General features: G+C 49.3%; 12 protein-coding genes and 1 pseudogene. 8 read left to right on the forward strand and 5 right to left on the reverse strand.

The genetic code is table 11. The annotated features are described in order from the left end of the window. Positions 1-2 precede the first annotated feature (2 nt). The 3 genes from trpCF to trpA are packed head-to-tail and all read left to right on the forward strand — an operon-like array spanning position 3 to position 3,371. Positions 3-1,361, forward strand: coding sequence for a bifunctional indole-3-glycerol-phosphate synthase TrpC/phosphoribosylanthranilate isomerase TrpF (gene trpCF, locus OGV75_RS17375; RefSeq protein ID WP_142417601.1), 1,359 nt, complete (start codon positions 3-5; stop codon positions 1,359-1,361). 10 nt (positions 1,362-1,371) lie between these two features. Beyond that, positions 1,372-2,565, forward strand: a complete 1,194-nt coding sequence (gene trpB / locus OGV75_RS17380) for a tryptophan synthase subunit beta (RefSeq protein ID WP_003020645.1) — start codon at positions 1,372-1,374, stop codon at positions 2,563-2,565. Then, positions 2,565-3,371: a tryptophan synthase subunit alpha gene (trpA, locus tag OGV75_RS17385; protein WP_049269468.1), complete on the forward strand. Its 807-nt coding sequence runs from the start codon at positions 2,565-2,567 to the stop codon at positions 3,369-3,371. Before trpB ends, trpA begins: the two co-directional genes overlap by 1 nt. 32 nt (positions 3,372-3,403) lie before the next feature. Here the strand turns inward: trpA and OGV75_RS17390 are convergent, their stop codons facing one another. The 3 genes from OGV75_RS17390 to ompW all read right to left on the reverse strand — a co-directional run bounded on the left by OGV75_RS17390 (position 3,404) and on the right by ompW (position 6,108). Next, positions 3,404-4,876, reverse strand: a complete 1,473-nt coding sequence (locus OGV75_RS17390; protein ID WP_286480959.1) for a GGDEF domain-containing protein — start codon at positions 4,874-4,876, stop codon at positions 3,404-3,406. A gap of 185 nt (positions 4,877-5,061) precedes the next feature. Further along, a complete protein-coding gene (locus tag OGV75_RS17395) occupies positions 5,062-5,337 on the reverse strand; it encodes a hypothetical protein (RefSeq protein WP_200013655.1) in 276 nt (91 codons plus the stop codon). Positions 5,338-5,469: 132 nt separating this feature from the next. Beyond that, positions 5,470-6,108 (reverse strand): outer membrane protein OmpW, encoded by a 639-nt coding sequence (gene ompW / locus OGV75_RS17400; RefSeq protein ID WP_016153263.1) that lies wholly within the window; start codon positions 6,106-6,108, stop codon positions 5,470-5,472. Positions 6,109-6,391: 283 nt separating this feature from the next. Here ompW and OGV75_RS17405 point away from each other — a divergent pair. The 4 genes and pseudogenes from OGV75_RS17405 to yciA all read left to right on the forward strand — a co-directional run. Then, a pseudogene (locus tag OGV75_RS17405) lies at positions 6,392-6,478 on the forward strand (YkgJ family cysteine cluster protein); the annotation flags it as partial. A 28-nt stretch (positions 6,479-6,506) separates the two neighbouring features. After that, a complete protein-coding gene (locus OGV75_RS17410; RefSeq protein WP_016153264.1) occupies positions 6,507-7,250 on the forward strand; it encodes a YciC family protein in 744 nt (247 codons plus the stop codon). Between the two features lie 54 nt (positions 7,251-7,304). After that, the gene (locus tag OGV75_RS17415; protein WP_019076883.1) at positions 7,305-7,844 is read left to right on the forward strand and encodes a septation protein A; all 540 of its coding nucleotides are present in this window, start codon (positions 7,305-7,307) and stop codon (positions 7,842-7,844) included. A 165-nt stretch (positions 7,845-8,009) separates the two neighbouring features. Next, positions 8,010-8,411 carry an acyl-CoA thioester hydrolase YciA gene (gene yciA, locus OGV75_RS17420; protein ID WP_016153266.1) on the forward strand — a complete coding sequence of 134 codons (402 nt, stop codon included), beginning with the start codon at positions 8,010-8,012 and terminating at the stop codon, positions 8,409-8,411. 75 nt (positions 8,412-8,486) lie between these two features. Here yciA and tonB read toward each other — a convergent pair whose 3' ends face one another. After that, positions 8,487-9,203: a TonB system transport protein TonB gene (tonB, locus tag OGV75_RS17425; RefSeq protein ID WP_016156660.1), complete on the reverse strand. Its 717-nt coding sequence runs from the start codon at positions 9,201-9,203 to the stop codon at positions 8,487-8,489. A gap of 90 nt (positions 9,204-9,293) precedes the next feature. Between tonB and OGV75_RS17430 the strand changes: the two genes are divergently transcribed. Further along, positions 9,294-10,814, forward strand: coding sequence for a recombinase family protein (locus OGV75_RS17430; RefSeq protein WP_250791632.1), 1,521 nt, complete (start codon positions 9,294-9,296; stop codon positions 10,812-10,814). A 31-nt stretch (positions 10,815-10,845) separates the two neighbouring features. Here OGV75_RS17430 and OGV75_RS17435 read toward each other — a convergent pair whose 3' ends face one another. Continuing rightward, on the reverse strand, positions 10,846-11,616 hold the full coding sequence (locus tag OGV75_RS17435) for a phage baseplate protein (RefSeq protein ID WP_250791630.1): 771 nt from the start codon (positions 11,614-11,616) through the stop codon (positions 10,846-10,848). Between the last annotated feature and the right edge of the window lie 27 nt (positions 11,617-11,643).

An 11,643-nucleotide genomic window follows, 5' to 3' on the forward strand; every position in this document is an offset into this window, starting at 1 on the left:
TGATGCAAACCGTTTTAGCGAAAATTGTCGCAGACAAGGCGATTTGGGTAGAAGCCCGCAAACAGCAACAACCGCTGGCCAGCTTTCAGAATGATGTTCAACCCAGCTCTCGTGATTTCTACGATGCGCTGCAAGGAGCACGTGCCGCCTTTATTCTGGAGTGCAAGAAAGCGTCTCCGTCAAAAGGCGTGATCCGTGATGACTTCGACCCGGCACAGATTGCGGGCGTATATAAACAATATGCTTCCGCGATTTCCGTACTGACCGATGAGAAATATTTCCAGGGGAGCTTTGATTTCCTGCCCATCGTCAGCCGCATCGCACCGCAGCCGATTCTGTGTAAGGACTTTATTATCGATCCTTACCAGATTTACCTGGCGCGCTTCTATCAGGCGGACGCCTGTCTGCTGATGCTGTCGGTGCTTGATGATGAGCAATATCGTCAACTCGCCGCCGTCGCCCACAGTTTGAAAATGGGCGTACTGACCGAAGTCAGTAACGATGAAGAGCTGGAGCGAGCTATCGCACTGGGCGCCAAAGTCGTCGGTATCAACAACCGTGATTTACGCGACCTGTCGATTGATCTGAATCGCACCCGCCAACTTGCGCCGCGACTGGGTCATGGCGTAACCGTCATCAGCGAGTCCGGTATCAATACCTATGGTCAAGTGCGAGAACTCAGCCACTTCGCCAACGGTTTTCTGATTGGTTCCGCGTTGATGTCGCATGATGATCTGCATGCTGCCGTGCGTCGCGTTCTGCTCGGCGAAAATAAAGTCTGCGGTTTAACCCGGCCTCAGGATGCAAACGCGGCATACGAAGCGGGTGCCATATACGGCGGGTTGATTTTTGTGTCCACATCGCCACGCGCGGTCAGCGTTGAACACGCGCGCGAGGTCATGACCGGCGCACCGCTGCAATATGTCGGGGTGTTTCGCAACGCAGAGATCACCGACGTGCGCGAAACAGCGGCGGCTCTGGGGCTAACAGCCGTGCAATTGCATGGTAGCGAAGACCAGGCCTATGTTGACGCCCTGCGCGACGCGCTCCCCGAACAGGTGCAAATCTGGAAGGCGTTAAGCGTCAGCGAAACATTGCCAGCCCGTGATTATCAGCACGTCGATAAATACGTATTCGACAATGGTCAGGGCGGCAGCGGTCAACGCTTCGACTGGTCACTTTTAGGCGGACAATCGCTGGATAACGTTTTACTGGCTGGCGGACTCGGCGCTGATAACTGCGTTGACGCGGCAAAAACCGGCTGTGCCGGTCTCGATTTCAATTCTGGCGTAGAGTCACAGCCGGGCATCAAGGATGCACGTCTTTTGGCTTCGGTCTTTCAGACGCTGCGCGCATATTAAGGAAAAGGACATGACAACATTACTCAATCCGTATTTTGGTGAATTTGGCGGTATGTATGTGCCACAGATTCTGATGCCTGCCCTGCGCCAGCTGGAAGAAGCTTTTGTCAGCGCGCAAAAGGATCCTGAATTTCAGGCGCAGTTTACAGACCTGCTGAAAAACTATGCTGGTCGTCCAACTGCCCTGACCAAATGCCAGAACATTACTCAAGGCACCAACACTACGCTGTATCTCAAACGTGAAGATTTGCTGCACGGCGGCGCGCACAAAACCAACCAGGTGTTGGGCCAGGCGTTGCTGGCGAAGCGTATGGGGAAAACGGAGATCATCGCCGAAACCGGCGCGGGCCAGCACGGTGTTGCATCGGCTCTCGCCAGCGCACTGCTGGGGCTGAAATGCCGTATTTATATGGGTGCAAAAGACGTTGAACGCCAGTCGCCAAACGTTTTCCGTATGCGTCTGATGGGGGCTGAAGTTATCCCGGTTCACAGCGGTTCTGCAACGCTGAAAGATGCCTGTAACGAAGCGCTGCGCGACTGGTCTGGCAGCTACGATACCGCGCACTATATGCTTGGTACGGCGGCGGGTCCACATCCCTTCCCGACCATTGTTCGTGAATTTCAGCGCATGATCGGCGAGGAAACTAAAGCGCAGATCCTTGAAAAAGAAGGTCGCCTGCCGGACGCGGTTATCGCCTGCGTGGGCGGCGGTTCTAACGCCATCGGTATGTTCGCGGACTTTATTAATGAAACCAGCGTCGGTCTGATTGGCGTCGAGCCTGGCGGCCATGGGATTGAATCAGGGGAACATGGCGCACCGTTGAAGCATGGTCGTGTCGGGATTTACTTCGGCATGAAGTCCCCGATGATGCAGACCGAAGAAGGACAGATTGAAGAGTCTTACTCTATTTCCGCGGGGCTGGATTTCCCGTCTGTCGGGCCGCAGCATGCGTATCTGAACAGCATTGGTCGCGCCGATTATGTTTCGATCACCGACGACGAAGCGCTCGAGGCCTTCAAAACGCTGTGTCTGCACGAGGGGATTATTCCGGCGCTGGAGTCCTCCCATGCCCTGGCACACGCATTGAAAATGATGCGTGAAAACCCGGAAAAAGAGCAGTTACTGGTGGTTAATCTCTCCGGTCGCGGCGACAAAGACATTTTCACCGTACACGATATTCTGAAAGCGCGAGGGGAAATCTGATGGAACGTTACGAAAACCTGTTTGCACAGCTGAAGGACCGCAAAGAAGGTGCTTTTGTCCCCTTCGTAACCCTGGGCGATCCGTCTGTTGAGCAGTCACTGAAAATCATTGATACGCTGATTGAAGCCGGTGCTGATGCCCTTGAGCTCGGTATTCCGTTCTCCGATCCGCTGGCTGACGGTCCAACCATTCAGGAAGCCACCCTGCGTGCGTTTGCCGCCGGCGTCACGCCGTCGCAATGCTTTGAAATGCTGGCGCTGATTCGCCATAAGCACCCTACGATTCCCATTGGCTTGCTGATGTATGCCAACCTGGTGTTTAGCAAGGGCATTGACGAGTTTTACGCCCAGTGTGAAAAAGTGGGCGTGGATTCCGTGTTAGTGGCCGATGTTCCCGTTGAGGAGTCCGCGCCATTCAGAGCTGCGGCGCTCCGCCACAACATCGCGCCAATTTTTATCTGCCCACCGAACGCTGATGAAGAACTGCTGCGCCAGATAGCCTCTCATGGCCGCGGCTATACCTATTTGCTTTCGCGTGCGGGCGTGACCGGTGCAGAAAATCGAGCGGCATTACCGCTGCATCACCTGGTCGAAAAGTTGAAAGCATATGATGCTCCGCCTTCTTTACAGGGGTTTGGTATCTCTGCACCTGAACAGGTAACCGGCGCGATTGACGCTGGCGCTGCTGGCGCTATTTCCGGCTCGGCAATTGTGAAAATTATTGAGAAAAATGTTGCGGCACCGGAACAGATGCTGGCTGAGCTGAAAGCTTTTGTCAGCGCGATGAAAGCCGCCACCCGGCAGTAAGCTAAATCAACCGCCAGAGACTTCTGGCGGTTTTACGCTTCTTTCGTGTGCTTCATTTTATACATGGCGCTATCTGCATTCTGAATAGCCACATCCAGTTCACCGTTCACCTCTGCAATCCCCCACGATACTGACAATGGCACGGTATGACCGTCCACTACAAACACATGACTGGTCACCTGCCCGCTGATACGTTGAGCAATTGCGATGGCATCAGTTGCCTGCGAGCGAAACAGCAGGATCATAAATTCATCCCCGCCGGTACGAATCACAATATCGTGGCTGGTGCGGGTGTTTGATAACATCCTGTTGGCTATAATTTGCAGCGCACGATCGCCTGCCGCGTGACCCCAGGTATCATTGACGGCCTTGAACTTATTGCAGTCCAGTAGCACCACCGAACAGTGTGATAAATCTCGGCGCTTGATGATGTCGAGTATTCGGCGATTAAAGCAACCGGTCAGGGTGTCTATATAAACCTTCAGGTCGCTTTCGTTCAGCCATGATTTTAGCGAGAAACTAATCATGATGAAAAAGAACGGCGCCAGCAGGATCACGATCCCGGCATGGGTATCGCGCGTCATAAAACGGCCTAATGAAAGCGAATAGTGCAGCGCATATTTCTCCGAAAAATTGCGCACTAAAAAACGGGATTGACCTGTACATTTACCGGGTAAACAAAGACTTTCATTGTTGGTCAAATTTACCAATTCCACATTCAGCTCTGGTGGGAGTCGGTAGTCAAATGCTTGAGCCAACGCTTCCTGCAATTCGGGCTTTGAATGGTCATAAACCAGATAGGCCACGATTTGGTCTGATATCTCTTTGCCAGACAGATCGTAGATATAGCTCACCACGCTGTAAGCTTTTTCACCGGTAATTTTATCGGTATAGAAGTTCGTTGAACTAAGGGCTTTGTTTTTGACGTTTTTTTGCAACAGTCGGGTATAGAAATCGACCGGCGGATAGAAAAAGTTGGTGAGATCCCGCGCCATTTCAGAATTTGAGAAACTGAAGTTGCGCGAATCGGAAGCCATAAACCAGTAAAAATAATCTGAATTTTTGGCGATAATATAACGATGTGCATCGAAGCTGCCCGGATTTAGCTCATTAACCATACCGCGAATAAACTCCGCCGCCGTATACATACACAGCGCGTTGTGGCTGGCTTGCTGGGCAATAATTGTCCCCGTTACCGAATGCAGACGCTTTGGGTCGGCGTTAATTCCCCATTCAATCTCATTGCGGGGAACAAATTGTGAAATATCGCCACATTGCTCACCCGATTTAATATGGTGATAGCGCTCACCAATCGCATCGGCGATCAGCTCGTTATCGTTAAAAATGTCCATCATGCGCGCTTGCATGCGGTTAACACCGTCACTGACTGCAGCCATCCGCTGCTCATAAATTATAAACAGAAACAACGACGTAAATATCAACGTAATGAGCCCTGATACCAGCAGTGCTTGCCTGTTTCTGAGCTTGTCCTGCACAATCTTCACGAGTTCACCCTGATAGTTAACATATTGCCAAACCGGTTACCCGTTTCTGTCGTTGCATAACTGCGCTGTATGTTGATTGAGAATGTTAACCGTCCCTAAGCTGATGCCTTAGAAGCCCGCCATTGTGTGCGCTAAAGTTACAGACTTATACAATAAAAGCACATTTTTGTTAACATAAATGCAAACTAATCATCACCATCAATCGGATACCCTGCCCGACGAATGGCCTCACGACAATCGCTCACGCCTGCGGCATAGCCCGCTTCAATCTCACAAACAGGACTGGCGCTGCAATAAGGTAGTTTAACCGGAGTCGCAATGCGTTTCTCCAGCACTTCAATTTTATCCATAAAATTCAATAAATCACGCGCGGCACTCACGGCGAACTCTGCCGTTTCATCTCCGGTGAATAGTTCCAAAAGTGTGATTTTTTGTTGTAGCAGGTGGCGAGTCAACATCATCGTCAATACCCTCAAAGCCAGTTTGCTTAAAGAGTAGCATTACATCGACGGGGAGAAAGGCAGGAAGAAATAAACTGGTAATAAAAAAGCTGACCGTGGAGCGATCAGCTTTTCAGTATTTTAATCACGGACTTAGAAGCGATAACCCGCGGAGAACATAAACACCCACGGATCGAGGCGTACGCTGTCATGCTGCTGCGCGCCAGCCAGTTTGTAGCTCGCGGTGGTGTCGATATCCATGTACCAGACCGACATGTTAATCAGCCAGTCGCGGTTAATCAGATAGTCCATACCCACTTGCCCTGCTGCGCCCCAGGAGTCTTTCAGGCTCAGGTCAGATAAACCGGTTTCTTTGCCGTTATTGTTAAAGCCTTCGTCAAAGAAGGTGGTGTAGTTCACACCGACACCAACGTACGGACGCAGTTTGCTGCTGGAATCGCCGAAATACCACTGTGCCATTAAGGTTGGTGGTAAATGGTGAACGGTCGCAATATCACCTGTTGTGGCAGTGCCAATTTTATGGCGGAACGGCGTGGCTGCCAGTAATTCAACACCGATATTGTCGGTTGCCATGTAGGTAAATGTCAGACCCAACTGCGTGTTATTGCTGACATCAAAGCCACCCAGGCTTCCCAGCGTACCACCCGCGCCTTCCGTCGGTCTGACGGTGGCAGAACCTGCACGAATAAAGAATTCTCCGGCCTCATGCGCAAATACGTTACCAGAGAGAAGAGTTGTTAAAGCCACTGCTGCAACTGTTAATTTTTTCATGTCCGCTCCATCGTTATGGTTATAAAAGCGGAACGAATATACCCACATTGGAGTAATAAGTGATCTAACCTGGATCACATTGACTTTGATAATTTAACATTTATTGATCCAGATTAAGTTAGAACTTGCATTCAAAATCCTGGTTAACCTAACTCAGATCAATTTTGATATATTTTCGCCACGCAAGTACCTGACCTCCGTTGCAGAATAGCGATGATTATTTGTTCGTGATGCGCAGAGAACAACCAACGTTCTTGCATGACGCTGAAGTCATAGTCAAAAATTACCGGGGCTTTACAAAGATATGCTTTTCCATACACCGCGCGATGCTGCCACTGTAGAGTTATCCAGGGTACAATTGCCCACAAATGAACACCTGCAAAACTCAAGGAGAGTGCATGTCTATCACGGCGAAATCCGTTTACCGTGACACGGGAAACTTTTTCCGTAATCAATTCATTACCATCTTGCTGGTATCGTTGTTGTGCGCGTTTATCACAGTGGTGTTAGGGCATGCCTTTTCTCCCACCGACGCACAAATTGCGCAACTCAGTGAAGGCGATCAGTTAACCAGCAGCGTGGGATTGTTCGATCTGGTGCAAAACATGACCCCGGAGCAACAGCAAATTTTGCTACGCGCTTCCGCGGCGTCGACGTTTTCCGGTCTGATTGGTAATGCCATCCTCGCCGGGGGTATTATCCTGATGATTCAGCTGATTTCAGCCGGTCATCGGGTCAGCGCGTTACGCGCCATCGGTGCCAGCGCGCCGGTTTTGCCGAAGCTGTTTATTCTGATTTTTCTGACTACTCTGCTGGTGCAAATCGGTATTATGCTGGTTGTGGTACCCGGTATTCTGCTGGCTATCCTGCTGGCACTTGCGCCGGTGATGTTAGTACAGGACAAAATGGGTGTCTTTGCCGCGATGCGCAACAGTATGCGTCTGGCGTGGTCGAATATGCGCCTGGTTGCACCAGCAGTGATCGGTTGGCTGCTGGCAAAAACGTTGTTGTTGCTTTTTGCGCCAAGTTTTGCGGTACTTACGCCAAATGTAGGCGCGGTATTGGCGAATACGCTGAGCAATATGATCTCCGCCGTATTGCTGATCTATTTGTTCCGCCTGTACATGCTAATTCGCCAATAAACCCTGAACGCATTCCGGGCTTGTACCCGGTGCTTTTGATGACGGAATCGAAGAATGAAGCAGTTTCTTGATTTTTTACCGCTGGTTGTCTTTTTTGCTTTTTATAAGCTCTATGACATCTACGCGGCGACCTCGGCGCTGATTGTTGCGACGGCTGTGGTTTTGATTTACAGCTGGGTCCGCTATCGCAAGGTCGAGAAGATGGCATTGATCACTTTTGTTCTGGTAGCCGTGTTCGGTGGCCTGACCATTTTCTTCCACAATGATGAATTCATTAAGTGGAAAGTAACGGTGATTTACGGGCTGTTTGCCGGTGCGCTGCTGGTTAGCCAATGGGTAATGAAAAAGCCGCTGATTCAGCGCATGTTAGGTAAAGAGCTGAGCTTGCCACAGCCGGTTTGGATAAAACTTAACTTCGCCTGGGCCGTCTTCTTTATCCTGTGCGGTCTGGCGAATATCTATATCGCGTTTTGGCTACCGCAGAATATTTGGGTCAACTTTAAAGTGTTCGGCCTGACCGCCCTGACTTTACTATTTACGTTACTGAGCGGAGTCTATATTTACCGCCACCTTCCGCAGGAAGATAAATCGTAATAAATGCTCGCCAGATCTCCGGATCTGGCGAATTTTTATCCCTTCGAGTTCCTTGTTGCCATCAACCTGGCTTACTTCCGCCCCGCAGGCCGCATCCCCTCTGTTCTCAGCGCGTAAATTCTAGTAGCATCGCGCCTGTAATCTTTCTCTATAGTCGGTTCTACAATGACAACAACGAATAACACTCCCCAGGGCGAACTGGTTTTACGCACTCTGGCTATGCCTGCCGATACCAACGCGAACGGTGATATTTTTGGCGGCTGGCTGATGTCGCAAATGGATATAGGTGGCGCTATTCAGGCCAAAGAGATCGCACATGGTCGCGTGGTCACGGTGCGGGTTGAAGGAATGAGCTTTTTGCGCCCGGTTGCCGTGGGCGATGTGGTTTGTTGCTATGCACGCTGCGTGAAACGCGGGACGACCTCGATCAGCATTAATATTGAAGTCTGGGTGAAGAAAGTCGCTTCAGAACCTATCGGCCAGCGCTATAAAGCTACCGAAGCCCTGTTTATCTACGTTGCCGTTGATAAAGACGGTAAACCGCGGCCGATTCCCTCCCTGGCCTGATAGCACGCCCAAGCATCGCCATCCGGCAATCATTCTGCCGGATTTGGCGGCGTAACGCCAAATCCGGCCTGATGCTTACTCGATCTGTGTTGTGCCGTTCAGGCGGAAAACAATATTCACCACCAGCCCGGAACCTGGCTTACCGGCTTCATAACGCCATCTGCGCATCGCATTTTTCACTTCACGCTCAAACATATTTGCAGGCTGTGCGGACAGAACTTCCACATTTTCAACCCGGCCATCCGAGGTCACGTCAAATTTGACCTTCACACGGCCTTCAATGCGCAACGCCTGTGCACGTGCCGGATATTGAGGCTGATTACGACTTAAGGCTCGCGGACCCGATGGAGCACTCACCGCCGGTTTAGTGGTTGCCGGAGCGGTACTGGTTGTTGGACGCGCAGGCGCCGTATTTTCAAACGGGGACGTCGGACGCGGCTCTGCTGGTTTAACATCACGCTTCGGCTGCTCTTCCACCTTTTTCACCGGTTTTGGCTTCGGTTTAGGCTTGGGCTTCGGTTTCTCAATCACTACCGGCGCTTCTTTTGGCGGTTCGGGGATCGGTTCTGGCTCCGGTTCAGGCTCGACGACGGGTTCCGGCGGCGGCTGAACGGCCTGAGGCGGTTCAAGATCGGCAGGCGCAACCATCGTAACGGAGATCGGCTGCGCTGGCGCAGGCAGTTCAATAACCTGATGTACCGAGGTATACAGCAAACCTGCCACTACAGCACCATGAATGCCGACAGAAAGTAACGTAGGCCAGGGAAAGCGACGAGGTAAATCAAGGGTCATTGTATTGTAGCTATTCGGCATTGTAGCATTAGCCATAACGTTTATAAGTTCATCTTTAAATGATAATCAATTGCATGAGAGTTTATCACCATGAGAAGCGTAATAACATACTTGAGATTCTCATCAGCCATACAAGGTGCTGAAGGTGCTGATTCAACCAGACGACAAAATGAGCTATTCAAACAGTGGTTAAGGAAGAATAGCGATGCTCAAGTAGTAGCATCTTTCAATGACGAGGGTCTATCCGGTTACAAAGGTAAACACTTATCAGGGCAATTTGGGGATATGCTTTCCCGTATTGAGTCTGGGGAATTTCCAGAAGGGACAATTCTACTAGTTGAAGCTATCGACCGCATAGGCCGTCTTGAGCATCTTGAAACAGAAGCCTTGATGAATCGCATTATTGCTCATGGTATCGAGATTCACACTCTACAGGATGGTTTAATCTACACAAGGGATGCTCTATCCGATGACCTTGGGATAAGTATCATCCAGCGCGTTAAAAGCTACATAGCGCATCAGGAGAGTAAGCAGAAGAGTTTCCGTGTTAGTCAGAAATGGGAACAACGTGCAAAACTTGCCCTTGCTGGTGAACAACGTTTAACAAGAAATGTTCCCGGATGGATTGACCCTGAGACTTTTAAACTCAATGAACATGCTGAGACTGTAAGACTGATTTTCAATCTACTGTTAAGCGGTGAAAGTCTGCATAACATTGCACGTCACCTTCAAAGCAACGGTATAAAGTCTTTTAGTCGCCGTAAAGATGCTAATGGGTTCTCTGTTCACTCTGTACGTACCATCTTAAGGTCAGAGGCAACGATAGGCACGTTACCAGCATCACAGCGTAATGAACGCCCCGCTATACCGAACTACTACGAAGCCGCTATAGATGCTTCAACGTTCAATAAAGCTCAAGAGATTCTTGATAAGAATCGTAAAGGCCGTACACCTGCAAGTGATAACCCACTAACGATTAACATCTTCAAGGGATTATTCCGGTGTCAGTGTGGGGCTAGTGTCCATCCTACCGGAACCAAGAATAAGTATGCTGGGGTCTATAGGTGTAATAACCATCTAGACGGTCGCTGTGATGCTCAACCGTTGAAGCGTAAACCGTTTGACCGATGGATGATTGATAATTTTCTGGGGATGATTAACGTGGGGAATGATGGAGAATCAGAGAGGAAGGTTGCAGCGTTACAGCATGAGGTTGAAATTGTCACAGCCAGAATCAAGAAAGCTACCGCCCTACTTCTTGAGATGGATGATATTACAGAGTTGAAAACACAGGTGAAGGAACTTAACCAGAAGCGCACAGAACTACAGACTACTATCGACACACTGAAGCGTAAAACTTCACTCAGTGACAAGGGATTACCCCAACTCAAAGATATTGACCTTACGACTAAAGCGGGTCGTGTTGAGTGTCAGTTGATTTTGTCCAAGCATCTAAAGGGGCTGACATTGGGTAAGGATTCGGTAACTGTAACGCTACAGAACGACACTGAAATAATCATACCTACAGACCCGCTACCACTAAATGATGGAACATCAATCCTTGAAATTGCCGAGAAAGAGTTACTAGGAATAGATGCTTATCAACTGTAACTTTCAGGGGCTATGAAGCCCCTTTTCATTTCTAGTAAGTCCCCTTCTTGTTAGGGTTCACGCTGTACTTCTTCAAAGTACTATTAAGCGCCTTTGTAGCTCCAGCATTAGCGGAGTCTGAGAAGGTGCTTTCACCATCTTTTACCGTAACGTTCCTAGAGCAATTAAGACGGGCTTTTAACTGTTCGTTGGTAAGTTCACTTGAAGAACAGTTATAAAGCTCTTTACAAGCCAGCATAGGCGTATTCTTGCTACGGTCTGTTGTCGTGTTACCAATGCTCTTTTTGGAGGTTACACCGTCATCTTTAGTAGTTGCTGTTTTACCAGTTGCTGCACTCACATCTGTTGTCCCTAGCACAGCTTTAAAATCCACACCTTGGAAGGTCATCTGAATACGAAGACCATTAGTAATAGTGTGTTCTTTAGATGCCTTAAACTGTGTAATAACAGCATCATCAATCTTGATTCCATCCTTACAGACAATGGTAATAATCTGTTTCTGGTCTCTCCATGTTTCTACTGTGCTAATAAAGTTCTCTACCAGTTGCCCTTGTCGGGTTCTTAAAATAGAACCGCTTGAATCAACTACAACAACACCTGAGATAGTGATTGTTTTAGGTGCTCTTTGAACGTTATCTGTAATTGTTTGTCCAGACTGCATAGCCTGAGTTGTCACCATCATAGGGGAATCATATTCCATGTTCTCGGTTGCTGATAATGACAGAAAGTTATCTGGGTTACCTTGCAGATGGAAATAAACTCCATCTTTCCCACTATATCTAAGTTGTTTTGTGTCAAACATTGTTGTTATTCCTATTCTGTTATGAGA

The sequence above is a fragment of the Citrobacter sp. Cb028 genome, from assembly GCF_030336705.1.
Classification (GTDB): Bacteria; Pseudomonadota; Gammaproteobacteria; order Enterobacterales; family Enterobacteriaceae; genus Citrobacter; species Citrobacter braakii.

Coding starts and splice junctions, on each gene's coding strand:
- trpCF (WP_142417601.1), top strand. CDS start 3: ATGCAAACCGTTTTAGCGAAAATTGTCGCAGACAAGGCGATTTGGGTA.
- trpB (WP_003020645.1), top strand. CDS start 1,372: ATGACAACATTACTCAATCCGTATTTTGGTGAATTTGGCGGTATGTAT.
- trpA (WP_049269468.1), top strand. CDS start 2,565: ATGGAACGTTACGAAAACCTGTTTGCACAGCTGAAGGACCGCAAAGAA.
- OGV75_RS17395 (WP_200013655.1), bottom strand. CDS start 5,337: ATGATGTTGACTCGCCACCTGCTACAACAAAAAATCACACTTTTGGAA.
- ompW (WP_016153263.1), bottom strand. CDS start 6,108: ATGAAAAAATTAACAGTTGCAGCAGTGGCTTTAACAACTCTTCTCTCT.
- OGV75_RS17410 (WP_016153264.1), top strand. CDS start 6,507: ATGTCTATCACGGCGAAATCCGTTTACCGTGACACGGGAAACTTTTTC.
- OGV75_RS17415 (WP_019076883.1), top strand. CDS start 7,305: ATGAAGCAGTTTCTTGATTTTTTACCGCTGGTTGTCTTTTTTGCTTTT.
- yciA (WP_016153266.1), top strand. CDS start 8,010: ATGACAACAACGAATAACACTCCCCAGGGCGAACTGGTTTTACGCACT.
- tonB (WP_016156660.1), bottom strand. CDS start 9,203: ATGACCCTTGATTTACCTCGTCGCTTTCCCTGGCCTACGTTACTTTCT.
- OGV75_RS17430 (WP_250791632.1), top strand. CDS start 9,294: ATGAGAAGCGTAATAACATACTTGAGATTCTCATCAGCCATACAAGGT.
- OGV75_RS17435 (WP_250791630.1), bottom strand. CDS start 11,616: ATGTTTGACACAAAACAACTTAGATATAGTGGGAAAGATGGAGTTTAT.